Annotated in this window: 17 protein-coding genes; 6 read left to right on the top strand and 11 right to left on the bottom strand. The window is 69.0% G+C overall.

Annotated elements, in window-relative coordinates; all coding sequences use genetic code 11:
• Positions 1-240: 240 nt before the first annotated feature.
• Positions 241-1,212 carry a zinc-binding alcohol dehydrogenase family protein gene (locus ACFWV3_RS34935; protein WP_382417762.1) on the bottom strand — a complete coding sequence of 324 codons (972 nt, stop codon included), beginning with the start codon at positions 1,210-1,212 and terminating at the stop codon, positions 241-243.
• Positions 1,213-1,215: 3 nt separating this feature from the next.
• Positions 1,216-2,016, bottom strand: a complete 801-nt coding sequence (locus ACFWV3_RS34930; protein ID WP_382417761.1) for an SDR family NAD(P)-dependent oxidoreductase — start codon at positions 2,014-2,016, stop codon at positions 1,216-1,218.
• A gap of 138 nt (positions 2,017-2,154) precedes the next feature.
• Between ACFWV3_RS34930 and ACFWV3_RS34925 the strand changes: the two genes are divergently transcribed.
• Together ACFWV3_RS34925 and ACFWV3_RS34920 are read left to right on the top strand one after the other, a co-directional pair.
• Complete coding sequence (locus tag ACFWV3_RS34925) at positions 2,155-2,907, top strand: SDR family oxidoreductase (protein WP_382417759.1); 753 nt, start codon at positions 2,155-2,157, stop codon at positions 2,905-2,907.
• Position 2,908: 1 nt separating this feature from the next.
• On the top strand, positions 2,909-3,361 hold the full coding sequence (locus tag ACFWV3_RS34920; RefSeq protein WP_382417757.1) for a MaoC family dehydratase: 453 nt from the start codon (positions 2,909-2,911) through the stop codon (positions 3,359-3,361).
• A gap of 3 nt (positions 3,362-3,364) precedes the next feature.
• On the opposite strand, the gene ACFWV3_RS34915 is transcribed toward ACFWV3_RS34920, so the two are convergent.
• Positions 3,365-3,931, bottom strand: a complete 567-nt coding sequence (locus ACFWV3_RS34915; RefSeq protein WP_382417755.1) for a TetR/AcrR family transcriptional regulator — start codon at positions 3,929-3,931, stop codon at positions 3,365-3,367.
• A gap of 38 nt (positions 3,932-3,969) precedes the next feature.
• On the opposite strand from ACFWV3_RS34915, the gene ACFWV3_RS34910 reads away from it, so the two are divergent.
• Positions 3,970-5,025: a DUF2855 family protein gene (locus ACFWV3_RS34910; protein ID WP_382417754.1), complete on the top strand. Its 1,056-nt coding sequence runs from the start codon at positions 3,970-3,972 to the stop codon at positions 5,023-5,025.
• On the opposite strand, the gene ACFWV3_RS34905 is transcribed toward ACFWV3_RS34910, so the two are convergent.
• Positions 5,015-5,200 (bottom strand): DUF397 domain-containing protein, encoded by a 186-nt coding sequence (locus tag ACFWV3_RS34905; protein WP_382417753.1) that lies wholly within the window; start codon positions 5,198-5,200, stop codon positions 5,015-5,017. The two genes, ACFWV3_RS34910 and ACFWV3_RS34905, sit on opposite strands and share 11 nt — an antisense overlap.
• 8 nt (positions 5,201-5,208) lie before the next feature.
• Positions 5,209-6,021, bottom strand: coding sequence for a helix-turn-helix domain-containing protein (locus ACFWV3_RS34900; protein WP_382417751.1), 813 nt, complete (start codon positions 6,019-6,021; stop codon positions 5,209-5,211).
• A 73-nt stretch (positions 6,022-6,094) separates the two neighbouring features.
• On the opposite strand from ACFWV3_RS34900, the gene ACFWV3_RS34895 reads away from it, so the two are divergent.
• Positions 6,095-6,352 (top strand): hypothetical protein, encoded by a 258-nt coding sequence (locus ACFWV3_RS34895; RefSeq protein ID WP_382417749.1) that lies wholly within the window; start codon positions 6,095-6,097, stop codon positions 6,350-6,352.
• Between the two features lie 2 nt (positions 6,353-6,354).
• On the opposite strand, the gene ACFWV3_RS34890 is transcribed toward ACFWV3_RS34895, so the two are convergent.
• Genes ACFWV3_RS34890 through ACFWV3_RS34875 form a run of 4 tightly spaced genes read right to left on the bottom strand, consistent with a single transcriptional unit; the run spans position 6,355 to position 10,055 of the window.
• The gene (locus tag ACFWV3_RS34890; RefSeq protein ID WP_382417747.1) at positions 6,355-6,915 is read right to left on the bottom strand and encodes an exonuclease domain-containing protein; all 561 of its coding nucleotides are present in this window, start codon (positions 6,913-6,915) and stop codon (positions 6,355-6,357) included.
• 29 nt (positions 6,916-6,944) lie between these two features.
• Positions 6,945-7,703, bottom strand: coding sequence for an SDR family NAD(P)-dependent oxidoreductase (locus ACFWV3_RS34885; RefSeq protein ID WP_382417745.1), 759 nt, complete (start codon positions 7,701-7,703; stop codon positions 6,945-6,947).
• Positions 7,703-8,899 carry an acetyl-CoA C-acetyltransferase gene (locus tag ACFWV3_RS34880; RefSeq protein WP_382417743.1) on the bottom strand — a complete coding sequence of 399 codons (1,197 nt, stop codon included), beginning with the start codon at positions 8,897-8,899 and terminating at the stop codon, positions 7,703-7,705. The genes ACFWV3_RS34885 and ACFWV3_RS34880 overlap by 1 nt, the downstream gene beginning before the upstream one ends.
• 10 nt (positions 8,900-8,909) lie before the next feature.
• A complete protein-coding gene (locus ACFWV3_RS34875) occupies positions 8,910-10,055 on the bottom strand; it encodes an acyl-CoA dehydrogenase family protein (RefSeq protein WP_382417742.1) in 1,146 nt (381 codons plus the stop codon).
• A 92-nt stretch (positions 10,056-10,147) separates the two neighbouring features.
• Here ACFWV3_RS34875 and ACFWV3_RS34870 point away from each other — a divergent pair, with 92 nt between their 5' ends.
• On the top strand, positions 10,148-10,771 hold the full coding sequence (locus ACFWV3_RS34870; RefSeq protein ID WP_382417740.1) for a TetR/AcrR family transcriptional regulator: 624 nt from the start codon (positions 10,148-10,150) through the stop codon (positions 10,769-10,771).
• On the opposite strand, the gene ACFWV3_RS34865 is transcribed toward ACFWV3_RS34870, so the two are convergent.
• Complete coding sequence (locus tag ACFWV3_RS34865; RefSeq protein ID WP_382417738.1) at positions 10,764-11,036, bottom strand: GlsB/YeaQ/YmgE family stress response membrane protein; 273 nt, start codon at positions 11,034-11,036, stop codon at positions 10,764-10,766. The two genes, ACFWV3_RS34870 and ACFWV3_RS34865, sit on opposite strands and share 8 nt — an antisense overlap.
• A 117-nt stretch (positions 11,037-11,153) precedes the next feature.
• Positions 11,154-11,933, bottom strand: coding sequence for a sporulation protein (locus tag ACFWV3_RS34860; protein ID WP_382417736.1), 780 nt, complete (start codon positions 11,931-11,933; stop codon positions 11,154-11,156).
• A 136-nt stretch (positions 11,934-12,069) separates the two neighbouring features.
• On the opposite strand from ACFWV3_RS34860, the gene ACFWV3_RS34855 reads away from it, so the two are divergent.
• Positions 12,070-15,348 (top strand): carboxyl transferase domain-containing protein, encoded by a 3,279-nt coding sequence (locus ACFWV3_RS34855; RefSeq protein ID WP_382417735.1) that lies wholly within the window; start codon positions 12,070-12,072, stop codon positions 15,346-15,348.
• The last annotated feature ends 3 nt before the right edge of the window (positions 15,349-15,351 follow it).

The following is a 15,351-nucleotide window of genomic DNA, read 5'->3' as shown; positions in this document are numbered from 1 at the left end:
CCGCCACGCTTTTCGGCGGTTTGACACCCCTCCTTGCTTGTGGCTCGCTCTGCCTCGGTTCGGGACGGGACCACCCCACCCGAACCGCACCACCCACACAACAGCAAGCCGCCCAACACAAACAGGCGTGCCATCAACCCGCAGGCGGCGCTGGGGGTCTTTGATCAGTTGGCGGGGTCCGGGGCAGAGCCCCGCGCTGGAAACAGGAACGGGACCACCCAACAGAATCACCCAACCCACCTACCGCGAAGGATCCAAAACCAACTTCCCAGCAGTACGCCGCGCCCGAAGATCCTCATGGGCTCGCCGAATCTCCGACATCCCGTACTCCCCACCAGGAACAGCCTTCAACTCCCCCGAAACCACGAGAGCAAACAACTCAGCCATAGCCCGATGCGCCAACGTCCCGTGCTCCGCATCCCGAACCTTCAGGGCGTGCGGCAACCACATACCCGCAACGGCCGTGGAGTGCACCAGCAGCGCCCCGAGGTCAACCGGCTTCGGCCTTTCGCGCGAGGCCATGCCATAAAACGCAAGCCGCCCAAAAGGAGCCAGCGCGACCAACGACTGATCAGTGGTAGCCCCTCCAGTCATGTCCAGCACGACGTCGACCCGCCGCCCGCCGTTGGCTTCCTTCAACACAGCCGTCATGTCCTCGGCACGCGAGTCGACGGCGACATGAGCCCCGAGATCCAGTGCCAGCTTCCGCTTCTCCTCGGAAGAGGCCGTGGCGATGACCCGGCCGGCACCCCACAACCGAGCCAGCTGAACGGCAATGGTCCCCACACCACCGGCCGCGGCGTGGACGACGACCGACTCACCGGGCTCCATGTGAGTCGACTTCCGCAGCAACAACCAGGCCGTCGCACCCTGGACGATCAACGACAACGCCGTCAGGTCGTCCACACCATCGGGAACGTCGAAGGTCGTGAGGGCAGGCGCGACGGCCTTCTCCGCGTATCCACCGGAGTTCGCGGTCAAAGCCACGACCCGACGACCGTCGGCGGTGGTCCCGACGACCTCACCGCCGGGCACCAACGGCAGCGTCATCCGGGCCAGGTAGGAGTTCTCCGCCTGGTGTGTGTCCGCGTAGTTGAGCCCGGCACGCGACACGTTGATCAGCACCTCGCCCTCACCGGCGACGGGATCGGGCAACTCCACCTCGCGCAGGACCTCTGGGCCGCCGAACTCGGTGATCTGGATGGCACGCACGGGTCAGTTCTCCTTGAGCGCGAGGGAAACGGGGTCCTTGCGGGCGCCTTCGATCCGCGAACCGTCGGCGGCGCGCGGGCCGGGCGGGTTGCGGAAGCCGAACGGCTCGGACTCGCGGCCTGCCTGCACGAACCAGGCCTCGCCGGTCCCCGAACCCTCCACGATGGACATGAACGTGTCCACCACGGCGGACACGGGCAGGATCGGCATGCCGATCTCGTCCAGCGTCGAACGCAGCGGCGTGATGATGTTGGTGTCGGCGAACGCGGGGCACAGCGCGTTCACGCGCACGTCCGGGTACGCCCCGGCCAGCGAGCGGACCAGTCCGACGACAGCGGCCTTGTTGGCGCCGTAGACGGGGTCGCCGGGCATCGGCATGAGGCCGGCCATCGACGCCGTGGCGATGATCTGACCCCCGCGCGAACGCACGTGCGGCAACGCGTGGTGCACGCCGTAGACGACACCGTCGAGGTTGATGGCCATCGCACGCCGGTAGATCTCGACGTCGAAGTCGTCACCGAGGGAGCACCCGGTGCCGATGCCCGCGTTCAGGAACGCGATGTCGAGCCCACCGAACTCCCGCACGGCCACGTCGACAGCCGCGGCCGAGTCCGCGGCCACCGTCACGTCGCAGCGCACGAAGACGCCACCGACCTCGTCGGCGACGAGCTTGCCCTGCTCCTCGTCCACGTCGGCGACCACGACGCGGACGCCGAGCGCGGCCAGGCGACGGGCCGCCGCGGCGCCGATGCCGTTGGATCCGCCGGTGATGAGCGCGACCTTGCCGGTGAGTTCCACGGGCACCTGCCTCCTCGCAGCTGGGACAACGTCTAGCCGACATTCCGACCAGTCGGTATGGTCGTCCGCACAGCGCTGGACGTCAAGCGGACTGATAGGTACGTTACTAAGCGCTTGCTTAGCTCACCACACGAAGGAGGACCCGTGGCCGACAGGGTTGCGATCGTCACCGGCGCGGCGCGTGGCATCGGTGCCGCGGTCGCCCAGCGCCTCGCCGCGGACGGCCTGGCCGTCGCGTTGCTCGACCTCGACGAGCAGGGTGTGCGCGACGGCGCCGACAAGATCGTCGCGGGCGGTGGGCGTGCCCTCGGCCTCAAGGTCGACGTGTCCGACGAGGAGCAGGTCGGCGCCGCGGTCGCGAAGGTCGCCGAGGAGCTCGGCGCGCCGACCGTGCTGATCAACAACGCCGGCGTGCTGCGGGACAACCTGCTGTTCAAGATGACGTCGTCCGACTGGGACACCGTCATGAACGTGCACCTGCGCGGCGCGTTCCTGATGAGCAAGGCCGTGCAGGCCTACCAGACCAAGGAGGGCTTCGGCCGGATCGTCAACCTGTCGAGCACCAGCGCGCTCGGCAACCGCGGCCAGGCCAACTACTCCGCCGCCAAGGCCGGTCTGCAGGGCTTCACGAAGACCCTCGCGATCGAGCTGGGCAAGTTCGGCGTCACGGTCAACGCGATCGCGCCCGGTTTCATCGTCACCGAGATGACGAAGGCGACCGCAGAGCGCATGAAGATCTCGTTCGAGGACCTCGTCAACGGCTCCGCGCAGGCCATCCCGGTCGCACGGGTCGGGCAGCCCGAGGACATCGCGCACACCGCGTCGTTCCTGGTGAGCGAGGGTGCCGGGTTCGTGTCCGGCCAGGTCATCTACGTCGCCGGCGGACCGAAGGACTGACATGCGCGCGTTCGAGAACATCGACGAGCTGGTCGCCGCAAAGGGCGAGCACCTCGGGTTCGGCGAGTGGCACGAGATCACGCAGGAGCAGGTCAACCTGTTCGCCGACGCCACCCGCGACCACCAGTGGATCCACATCGACGTCGAGAAGGCGGCGCAGGGCCCGTTCGGCGGCCCGGTGGCGCACGGCTACCTGACGTTGTCGCTGGTCCCGTACCTGGTGCGGGACGTGTACACCGTCAAGAACATCAAGATGGGCGTCAACTACGGCAGCAACAAGGTGCGCTTCCCGCAGCCGGTGCTCGTGGGCTCCAGGGTGCGCGGCGGCGTCGAGCTGCTGGACGTCTCGGACATCCCGCTGGGCAAGCAGCTCGTGACCAAGGTCGTCATCGAGATCGAGGGCAGCGAGAAGCCCGCGTGCGTGGCCGAGATCGTCAGCGTGATCGTCCCCTGAGGATCACGGCTTGAGGCTGTGGATCAGCAGGTCCGCGTAGTGCTCCGCGAGCCGTCCGGGCGGGATGTCCCCGTCCGGGCGGTACCACGTGCCGAGCTGGTGCAACGAACCGAAGAAGTAGTACGTGGCGACGTCGGCGGGCACGTCGGCGCGGAACGTCCCTTCCCGCTGCCCCTCCTCGACCAGGCCGCGGAACTTCTCGTGGAAGCGCCGCCGTTCCGCGCGCACCTCCCGCTGCTTCTCCTCCGAGAGGTGGTTCATCGACCGGAAGAACACCTTGGCCGCGTCGAAGTCGTCGATGCTCGTGACGATCACGTCGACCGCGGCCTCGCGCAGCCGTTCGGTGACCGGGCCGGTGCTCGACGCGATCTTCTCCAGGTGTTCGGTCTGCATGCGCAGCAACCGCCCATAGATCTCGTGCAGCAGGTCGTCCTTCGACCCGAAGTAGTGGTACATAGCGCCTTTGGTGACTCCGGCGCTCTCCACGATCTCCTGCACGGCGACCCGCTCGTAGCCCTTTTCCGCGAACAGGCGGGTGGCGGCGTCGATCAGTCTTTCAGGCACGGTCACGACCGGAGCGTACCTCCCGACCTAGGAGAACCCAGGCAATGATCAGTCGCTGGACCGTCGCCGTCGACCGCGACGACCTCACCGAAACCGAAGTCCTGCACGACGAACTGCCGAGGTCGTCCGACCTGTCGGACTGCGAGGTGCTGCTGCGCGTCAGCCACGTCGGCCTCACCGCCAACAACGTCACTTACGGCGTCATCGGCGACCGCCTCGGCTACTGGCGCTTCTTCCCCACCACGGCCCCCGGCAAGGGCGTGATCCCGCTGTGGGGCTTCGCCGACGTCGTCGACTCCACAGTGGACGCCCTGCCCGCCGGCACCCGCGTCTACGGCTACCTGCCCATGGCCAGCCACCTCGTCGTGCGCGCCGCGCTGACGTCGTCCGGCTTCGTCGACACCGCGGACCACCGCGCCGACCTCCCGGCCGTCTACAACAGCTACCTGGTCACCACCCAGGACCCGGCCTACGACCCGAGCCTCGAAGACCTGCAGGTGCTCTACCGCCCGCTGTTCATGACGTCGTTCCTGCTGGCGGACAAGCTGGCCGACAACGACTTCTTCGGCGCCCGCACGGTCGTGCTGTCGTCCGCCTCCAGCAAGACGGCGTTCGGCACCGCCCAGTGCCTGCGCGCGCACGGCGTCCGGCTCGTCGGCCTGACTTCGCCCCGCAATGTGAAGTTCGTGGAGAGTCTCGGCCTCTACGACACCGTGCTCCCCTACGACGCCGCCGTGGACGTCGCGCCGTCGGTGTACCTGGACTTCAGCGGCTCGGCCGACGTGCGCACGACCCTGCACGACCGCCTCGGCGCGGACCTGGTCAAGGACATCTCGATCGGCCTCACCCACCAGGCCGCCTCGGCCGACCCGCGGTCGGAGTTCTTCTTCGCCCCCGACCAGCTGCGCAAGCGCACGGCCGACTGGGGTGGTGACGGCTTCGCCCAGCGGTTCGGCGAGGCGTGGCGCGCGTTCACCGCTCAGGCCGGCGACTGGGTGGGCGTCGCGCGCCACAGCGGGCCGGACGGGCTGGCCGAGGTCTGGCGGACCGTCGTGCGGGGCGAGGCGGACCCGGCGAAGGCCGCCGTCATCAGCTTCTGACCTGGTCGTCCTTGACCATCGTCAGGAACGCACCCCAGGCGGGCGCCGCGACGGTGGCGTCCGCCCGGCCCTTGGAGTCGCGGATGCGGGCGGCGGAGCCGTCGAGTGCGATCTCCACGCAGTTCCCGTTTCCACCGCCGTTGCTGCGGCTGCTCTTGCGCCACACAGCAGACACGTCGATCCCTACCTCTCGGCGGCCAGCCTCCCGATCCACTCGGCTGACTCATCGGGGGTCAGCGCCAGCTTCGAGAGGTGCTTGAACACGAGTTTAGTTGCCTTCACCCGGTCGACGTCCTCGACGTGCGTCGAGCCCGCGGGATGTTCGACGTAGAGCACCGACATCTCGCCGGGGTAGGCGAAGTCGAGGACCGCGAACGCCCCGTTCTGCCCGTCGTGCAGACCTGCGGCGCCCGGCAGCACCTGCACGGTCACGTTGGACAGCGTCGCCCGGTGGTTGATGTGCAGCAACTGCTCGCGATCCGCCTGCTGAAGGGCGGCCTCGGCGATGATCCCGTGGTACTGCAGCGGGCCGTCGTCGATCAGGCGCTGCTGTCGCCTCGTGCGGATGGCGATCTGGTTCTCGGTCCACTTCCGCGAGTGCTGGATGTGCCATCCGCGGAAGACGGCTCGCATGTAGGTCTCGACCTGCAGCAAGCCCGGCACGTACCCGAGGCTGAACTCGCACACCCCGACCGCGTCGTGTTCGAGGCTGATGTAGCCCTGGTCGTCCAGCCCGTAGGGGCGCCACCAGCCCTTCTCACTGGCGCGTTCCCACATGTCGATGAACGGCGCCTCCTCCGACACGAGCACGCCGTACAGGTCCAGCATCGCGCGCATGCCGTGGTACTCCGGCAGCTGGCCGTTCTCGATGCGGCTCAGCTTCTGGTAGTTGTAGCGGAGCCGGTAGGCCGCGTCGCGCTGGCTCAGCCCGGCCCGTTCGCGCAGCCTCTTCAACGCCTCACCGAGGCGCACCTGCCGGAACGTGGGGTCGGACATGGTCCGAACGTTACGGACGAGATCTGACATTCGTGAATCACGGTGGCGGGGTCTCGTGAGGACCGTCCACGTCATGGAGTACGTCCACAGCATCCAGTACCACCGGCGCGCCGGGAACGGCCGCCTCACGCTCGCCTACGTCGAGGCGGTGCAGGATCATGGTTGGTACATAAGGAAAGAAGCCGACTGGAAGGCCCGCTACACGATCGCCTGCGCCACGGAGTACCTCACGCGGGTGTCGGCGGAAGCGGGCACGTTCGCCATCTCCGTGTGGCGGGGTGACGACCGGGTCTGCACGGTCGGGATCGACTGGAATCCCTCGAACAGGTGAAGTCAGCGCCGGAGCAGGCCGGCCAGCAGACCGGCGATGTTGAACGCGTCGTCGTGGCCGCGGTGGTGCGTCCCGTCGATCCGGCGACCGGCCAGCCGCACCGCCTCGGCCATCCCGACCTCCCGGGGCAGCGCGTGCGACAGCGCGAACAGCGTCTTGACGTTGAGATGCCGCGGCCCGAACGGGTACCCGACGCCGAAGTCCGCGCATTGCCGCTCGAACATCTTGCGGTCGTAGTCGCCGTACGAAGCCCACACCCGGCGGTCCGACCGGAACTCCTTGCGCAGCACCGCGCAGGCCTCGGCGAACGAGACACCGTCGGCGACCTGCGACGGGGTCAGCGTCGTCAGGCGGGTGCAGAACGGGCTCACCGAGGACCGCGACGGGCGCACCAGCACGGAACGCCGCTCGCCGCGCTCACCGGAGGACACCGAGAGCGGGCAGACGCCGATCTCGATGATCTCCGAGGTCTGGCCCGGCGGCGGCCTTCCTTCCCAGCACGTCGACTCCACGTCGACGACCAGCACCTCGTCCAAAGCGATCACGTTCTGATCGTCCCGCACGCGTCCACCGGAATAAGACGGGCACGAGGTCAGACGATCACCGCACCGCCGTCGACGACGAGCGTCTCGCCGGTGACGTAGCCGCCCGCCGGCGATGCCAGGAACACCACGGCGGCGGCGAGCTCCTCCGGGTCGCCGATGCGGCCGGCCGGCAGCGCCGCCTGCATCTTCTCCAGGTACCCCGGCGGGTACTGGTCGGTCATCTCGGAGGCGAAGAAGCCGGGGCAGATCGCGTTGACCCGGATGCCCTTGCGCCCGGTCCACTGCTGCGCCAGGTCGCGGGTGAGCCCCAGCAGGCCCGCCTTCGACGCCGAGTACGCGGCCTGCGGGATGCCGCCGGTCACGAGGCCGAGGACGCTGGAGATGTTGATGATCGAGCCGCCGGACTTCATGACGGACGCGGCAGCCTGGGCCATCCAGTAGGCGCCGTTGAGGTTCACGTCCATCACGCCGCGGAACTCGTCGGGCGTCTCCCGCGAGGCCGGCACCGCCGACGCGACACCGGCGTTGTTCACCAGCACGGCGACCGTGCCGAACTCGGCGGCCGCCCGCGCCACCTCACGGCAGTCCTCGGGCTTCGAGACGTCCGCCTGCACGACCAACGCGCGCTGTCCGGTGGACTCGACCAGTGCGGCCGTGTCCTTGAGCTTGTCCGCACGACGGGCCGCGAGGACGACGTCGGCGCCCGCCTCGGCCAGTCCCTTGGCGAACGCCACGCCGAGGCCGGACGACGCGCCCGTGACGATCGCGACCTTCCCGTCCAAGCGGAACTTGTCCAGGATTCCCATTACGAAAGCCTCTCCAGGATGATCGCCATGCCCTGACCGCCACCGACGCACATCGTCTCGAGCCCGAACTGGGCGTCGCGGGCCCGCATGCCGTTGATCAGCGTCGTCATGATCCGCGCGCCGGTCGAGCCGAACGGGTGGCCCAGCGCGATCGCGCCGCCGTGCACGTTCAGCCTGTCGATGTCGATGCCCAGCGCGCGCTGCGACCCGAGCACCTGCGCCGCGAAGGCTTCGTTGATCTCGACCAGGTCGATGTCCGAAATGGACAGACCGGCGTGCGCCAGCGCCTGCTTGGTCGCGTCGACGGGGCCGAGGCCCATGATCTCCGGCGACAGGCCGGACACGCCCGTGGAGACGATGCGCGCCAACGGGGTCAGCCCGAGCTCCTGCGCACGCGTGGAGCTCATGATCACCACCGCGGCCGCGCCGTCGTTCAACGGGCAGCAGTTGCCGGCCGTGACCGTGCCCTCGGGCCGGAAGACGGGCTTCAGGGTCGAGACCGCCTCGTAGGTCACCCCGGCGCGCGGACCGTCGTCGGTGGAGACCACCGTGCCGTCGGGCAGCGTGACCGGCGTGATCTCGCGGGCGAAGAACCCGTCCGCGATCGCCTTCTCCGCGAGGTTCTGCGACCGCACGCCGAACTCGTCCTGGTCGTGACGGGAGATGCCCAGCTGCGTCGCGACGTTCTCGGCGGTCTGCCCCATCGCGATGTAGTAGTCGGGCAGCTTGCCGTCGAGCCGCGGGTCGGTCCACGGCGCGTTGGACGCCGCCGTGTCCTTGGTCCGTTGCTGCGCCTCGTCGAACAGCGGGTTGAACGACGGCGTGCCGGAGTGCAGGTACCGCGACACGCACTCGACACCGGCGGAGATGAACGCGTGGCCCTCCCCCGCCTTGATGGCGTGGAAGGCCATCCGCGCGGTCTGCACGGACGACGCGCAGAACCGGTTGACCGTGGTGCCCGGCAGCGTGTCGTGGCCGAGCTGGACGGCCACCCGGCGCGCGATGTTCTGCCCGTGCTCGTCCTGCGGCTCGGCACAGCCGAGGTGCAGGTCGGTGATCTCGGTGGCCGGCAGGTCCTTCAGCGCGGCCGAGACGACCTGCGCGGCCAGGTCGTCCGGGCGCAGCGAGACGAGAGAACCCTTGCGGGCACGGCCGATCGGCGACCGGGCGGTGGAGACGACGACGGCTTCAGCCACAGCACACCCCTTACAGGCCGAGGTCGCGGCCGATGAGTTCCTTCATGATCTCGTTGGAGCCCGCCCAGATCTTCGTGACGCGGGCGTCCATCCACGCGCGGGCGACGCGGTACTCGGTCATGTAGCCGTAACCGCCGTGCAGCTGCACACACGCGTCGATGACATCGTTCTCGACCTCGGCGCTCCAGTACTTCGCCTGCGCGGCCTCGACCGGGCTGAGCTCGCCGCGCACGTGCTGCATGGTCAGCGTGTCGACGAACGCCTGCGTGACGTCGAGCTTGGTGCGCAGCTCCGAGAGCAGGAACTTGTTGTGCTGGAACTTGCCGATGGCCTGCCCGAACGCCTTGCGCTCCTTGACGTACTCGAGCGTCTCGTCGAAGACGCCCTGGGCGTGCGCGAGGTTCGAGATGGCGGCGCCGATCCGTTCCTGCGGCAGGCGTTCCATCATGTAGATGAAGCCCTGGCCCTCCTCGCCGATCATGTGCTCCTGCGAGAGGCGCACGTCGGAGAAGAACAGCTCCGCGGTGTCGGACGGGTGCTGGCCGACCTTGTCGAGCTTGCGGCCGCGCTCGAAGCCCGCCATGCCGGTCTCGACGGCGAACAGCGAGATGCCGCGCGAGCCCTTCGACGGGTCGGTGCGGGCCGCGACGACGATCATGTCGGCGGTGTAGCCGTTGGTGATGAACGTCTTGGAGCCGTTGAGGATCCAGTCGTCACCGTCGCGCACGGCGTTGGTCTTCAGGGCGGCGAGGTCGGAGCCGCCGGACGGCTCGGTCATCGCGATGCCGGTCTTGATCTCGCCGGTGCACATGCCGGGCAACCAGCGCTGCTTCTGCTCCTCGGTGCACAGGTCGACCAGGTAGGGCGCCACGACGTCGCCGTGGATGCCCAGCGACGACGCGACCGCAGCGTTGACCCGGCACAACTCCTCGGCGAACACCGCGTTGAACCGGTAGTCGTTCGCGCCGCTGCCGCCGTACTCCTCGGGGATCTCGAGCCCCAGCAGGCCCTGCCGCCCGGCTTCCAGCCACACGTCCCGGTCGATCACCCGTTCCTCGATGAACTTCTCGACGTTCGGGGTGATCGTGCGCTCGACGAAGGCCTTCGCCGACTCCCGGAACGCGGCGTGATCCTCGTTGAACAGCGTCCGCTGCACCACTACCTCCATACTAAGCAGTTGCTTAGCGCTAAGCGCACGCTTAGCGTGCAGTACGATCCAACCCCTGTCAACACACCAGGAGCCGCCCGATGACGACAACCGGACTGGACGGGTTCGCGCTGCTCGACGAGACGTGGCGCTCGGTCACCCCCGAGGCGGCCCGCCGGATGCTCATCGCGGCCGTCCAGGCGTTCGCGGACAAGGGATACCACGCGACGACGACCCGGGACATCGCCTCACGGGCCGGCATGTCCCCCGCGGCCGTGTACATCCACTACCGGTCCAAAGAGGAGCTGTTGTTCAACATCTCACTCGTGGGCCACGAGACGTCGCTGGCACTGCTGTCCTCGATCGAGGGCGAGGACGCCGTGCGGCGGCTGGAGAACGCCGTGGCGGCGTTCGCGGGGTGGCACGCGGAGTTCCACACGACGGCGAGGGTGGTGCAGTACGAGCTCAGCGCGCTCTCCCCGGAACACCACGCGGAGGTGGCGGAGCTGCGCCGGCAGATCGAACGGCGGATGCGGTCGTTCATCGCGGACGGCGTCGGGGAGGGCGTGTTCGACGTCCCCGACCTCAAGGGCGCGACCCTGGCCGTGCTGTCGCTCTGCATCGACGTCGCGCGCTGGTACCAGCCGTCCGGGAAACGCACCCCGGACGAGATCGGCGCGATGTACGCCGACCTCGTCCTGAGGATGGTCCGTCCCGCTAGCTGACCGACTTCTTCCCGTACATCCCGGCGACGACCGAGACACCGACCGCGGCGACCACGATCTGGACGATCAGCTCGATCCAGTCGATGCCGGGGGTGTCCTCCACGCCGAGCAGCCGCGCGATCCACGTCCCGATGAACGCGGCCACGATGCCGACCAGGATGGTCAGCCAGATCGGGATGTTCTGCTTGCCCGGCGCGAACAGCCGGCCGAGCACGCCCAGGACCAGACCGATGACGAGCGCACCGATGATGCTGCCGATGCCCATACCGCCTCCTCCGCTACTCCCCGATGGCGTTGGGGATCTTGCGGCGGATCATCCCTTCAGCGGATGGACATCGCAGCGCGAGGCGTAACGTCGTAGACCGATCGGGTGTTTCCGGCTCTACCAGCGGCTGCCGGAGACCTGCGCCATCCACTGGTTGATCGTCGCGGACCAGTCGGTGCCGATCGCCTGCTGGTGCGACACGGCAAAGCGGCCGTAGGCGTCACCACCGGAGCGGAGCAGCCCGGCGCGCTTGTCGGCCTCGAGGATCACGTGCAGCTCGCCCGGCGTCGTCACGAACGTCAGCTCGACCTGCTTGAGGCGGCCGGAGAACTGCGGCGGCGGGTAGAACTCGATCTCCTGGTAGAACGGCAGCTGCTGCGGCACGCCGTAGATGCGGCCGCGCTCGTTGTCCGCCTTGGTGAAGCGGAAACCCATGTGCCCGAAGGCCTGCAGCACCGCGTCCTGCGACGGCAGCGGGTGCACCCAGATCGGGTCGAGGTCGCCGGGGTCGACCGCGCCGCGGACCTCGAGCTCGGTGCGCAGGCCGAGCTGCATGCCGTGCAGCTGCTGACCGCCGACGACGTTGATCGGGCACTCGAACGGCACCGGGATCTGGAACGGCAGCGAGAGGTTCTGGTGCGGCTGGGCGAGGATCCGCTGGCCCACGGAGAACTTGTGGAACTCCATGTTGGTGTTGTACTCGTTGTCGCCGCTCTCGACCTCGACGCGGGTGAGCAGCGCGAGCGTGACGTGGTCGATCTCGGCGGGGTGGTCGCCGCCGGCGATCCGCACCTCGCCGGAGAGGACCTCGCCGGGCCGCACGTTCGGGTTGGTGAGCACCGTGTCGACAGTCGGCCCGCCCACGCCGAACGCGCGCATCATCCTCTTGAACACCACTGCGGCCTCCTGAAGCCCTTCGCGAGTTTGCGGGGAAGTCTGCCAACTGAATCGCCCGTTTGAGGGGAAGTGTTCCGTTGACGCCTCAACCCCCCGATCGGTTCCGTATGGACTTCTGTTCACTTCAGGTGGCAACATGCGACCGCCGTCACATACTAAGCGGTCGCTCAGGAGGTTGCCCGTGCTGCTCGTCGCCAACCGGGGTGAGGTCGCCGTCCGCGTGCTGCGCGCGGCCGCTGACCTGGGCATTCGCACCGTGGCGGTGTACGCGGAGGAGGACGCCTCCTCGCTGCACGTGACGCTGGCGGACCGGGCCGTGGCCCTGCGCGGTGACTCGCCGTACCTGGACGTCGACCAGATCCTGGCCGCGGCGTCCGGGTGTCAGGCGGTGCATCCGGGGTGGGGGTTCCTGTCGGAGAACGCGTCGTTCGCCCGGGCGTGTTCCGAGCGCGGGCTGACGTTCGTGGGGCCCTCCGCTGACGTTCTGGAGTTGCTCGGTGACAAGCGGCGAGCGCGGGAACTGGCCGCGTCGCTGGGGATCCCGGTGCTGGAGGCCGCGCACGGCGAGTTCCCGGTGATGGTGAAGGCGGTCGCCGGCGGGGGCGGCAAGGGCATGCGGGCGGTGCACTCCGCCGACGAGCTCGACAGCGCCGTCGAGACGTGCCGGGCGGAGGCGCTGGCCGCGTTCGGGAACGACGACGTCTACTTCGAACGGTTGATGCCCGCCGCCCGGCACGTCGAGGTGCAGCTGGTCGGGACGTCGGTGATCGGTGACCGCGACTGCTCGTTGCAGCTGCGGCACCAGAAGGTCGTGGAGATCGCGCCCGCTCCCCTGCTGGAGCCGGCGCTGCGCAAGGCGCTGTGGGAGGCGGCCGCGGCGCTGGCGTCCGCTGCCGGTTGCACGGGTGTCGGGACGGTGGAGTTCCTGGTGTCCGGGGACTCGTTCGCGTTCCTGGAGGTCAACCCGCGGCTGCAGGTCGAGCACACGGTGACCGAGATGGTGTCCGGTGTGGACCTCGTGCGCACGCAGCTGCTGCTGGCGTGGGGCGGCGACGTGGACTACACGCCGGTCAACCGCGGGGCCGCCGTGCAGGTGCGGGTGAACCAGACGTCGGGCGGGGTGCTGTCGTCGTTCGCGCTGCCGGCCGGTCCTGGCGTCCGGGTCGACACGCACGGGTACGCCGGGTACCGGGTCGGGACGCGGTACGACGGGTTGCTCGCGAAGCTCGTGGTGCACGGCGAGGACCTGGACGTGGCTCTGAACCGGGCGCGGCGGGCTTTGGGCGAGTTCCGGATCGAGGGTGTGTCCACGAACCTGGCGTTCCTGCGGTCGTTGCTGACCCAGGACATCGTCGGTGCCACCACGGACTTCGTGGTCGAGGAGCCGGTGTCCGGGATGCGCGCGCCGTTGGCCGGGACCGTGGTGGCCGTCTCCCCGGACTCCGTGGTGCTGGAAGCGATGAAGATGCAGCACGTCGTGCGGGTGTCCGGTGCCGTCCTGGTCTCGGTCGGTGACACCGTGGCCGAGGGGCAGGTGCTCGCTTCCGGTGGCGGTGAGTCCACTGAGGACCTTGTCGCGGTGGATCCCGCTCTTGTTCGCCCGGATCTGGCCGAGGTGCTGGAGCGGCACGACTTCTCCCGTCCTGAGATGGAGTCGAAGAGGCATGCGCGGGGTGGGCGGACGGCTCGCGAGAACATCAAGGACCTTTGCTCGTCGTTCGTCGAGTACGGCGGTCTGGCTCTTGCCGCACAACGGCAGCGCCGGTCTCTGGACGAGCTGATCGAGCGCACTCCCGCCGACGGTCTGGTCGCGGGCATCGGGGTCGTGAACGGCCAGCGGATCGTGGCGATGTCGTACGACTACGCCGTGCTCGCCGGCACCCAGGGCATGCGCAACCACCAGAAGAAGGACCGGCTGTTCGCGTTGGCGCGGCAGGAGAACCTGCCGGTGGTGCTGTTCGCGGAGGGCGGCGGCGGACGGCCAGGCGACACCGACCACAGCATGGTGAGCGGCCTGGACTGCGGCTCTTTCCACGCGTTCGCCTCGCTGAGCGGCCAGGTGCCGTTGGTCGGCGTGGTGGCGGGGCGGTGCTTCGCGGGCAACGCGGTACTGCTCGGCACGTGCGACGTGATCATCGCCGTCGAGGGCGCGAACATCGGCATGGGCGGGCCGGCGATGATCGAGGGCGGCGGGCTCGGCGTGTTCCGGCCGGAGGAGATCGGGCCGCTCGACGTGCAGGTGCCCAACGGGGTGGTGGACGTCGTGGTCGGGTCGGAGGAGGAGGCGGTCGAGGTCGCCCGCAAGTACCTCGCGTACTTCCAGGCCCCCGCGAGCGAACCCCGCCACGCTCCCGCAGGCGTCCCCCGCACGAGCGCGCAGCCTTCGCCCACGCCGCCGGGGGGACCCCTGGCATCAATTATCCCAGACAGCACCGACAATTCCGGGCGGTCGGCCAGCGGGCGGACAGACGGCGAGCAGGCACACACCGAGCGGTCGGCCAGCGAGCGGACAGACGGCGAGCAGGCACACACCGAGCGGTCGGCCAGCGAGCGGACAGACGGCGAGCAGGCACACGCCGAGCGGTCGGCTGGCGGGCGAGCGGGCGGCGGGTGGACGGGCAGCGGGTGGGCGGCCGACGGGCAGCCGTGGAGCTGCGCGGACCAGCGCCTCCTCCGCCACGCCGTCCCCGAGAACCGCCTCCGCGCCTACGACATCCGCAACGTCATCACCACCCTCGCCGACACCGACAGCGTCCTGGAGCTGCGCGAGAACTTCGGCCGAGGCATCGTCACCGCCCTCATCCGCGTCGAAGGCCGCCCCATCGCCCTGATCGCCAACGACCCGCACGTCCTCGGCGGCGCCATCGACGCCGACGCCGCCGACAAGTGCGCGCGGTTCCTGCAGCTCGCCGACGCGTTCGACATCGCGGTCGTCTCGCTCTGCGACACACCGGGGTTCATGGTCGGCCCCGACGCCGAACGCACCGCCACCGTCCGCCACCTCACCCGCATGGTCGTGACGGGCGCGAACATCACCGTCCCCTTCGGACTCGTCGTGCTCCGCAAGGCGTACGGCCTGGGCGCGCAGGCGATGGCGGCCGGCAGCCTGAAGGTCCCGCAGTTCGCGATCTCCTGGCCCACCGGCGAGTTCGGTCCGATGGGTCTCGAAGGCGCGATCAAGCTCGGCTTCAAGAAGGAGCTCGAAGCCATCACCGACCCGGACGAACGAAAGCAGCGCTACGACCAGATGGTCGCGATGGCCTACGAGCACGGCAAAGCGCTGAACGTCGCGTCGGTCTTCGAGATCGACGACGTGATCGACCCGGCCGACACCCGCCGTTGGATCGCCACGGCGCTGGCCCCTGCAGCTTCCCGGTCGCCCGGGAGGAAACGCCCGTTCATCGACACGTGGTGAAGG

The sequence above is a fragment of the Lentzea sp. NPDC059081 genome (assembly GCF_042738015.1).
Lineage (GTDB): Bacteria > Actinomycetota > Actinomycetes > Mycobacteriales > Pseudonocardiaceae > Lentzea.
Note: the sequence above shows the minus strand (reverse complement) of the source record. Positions and strands in the feature narration are given on the sequence as shown.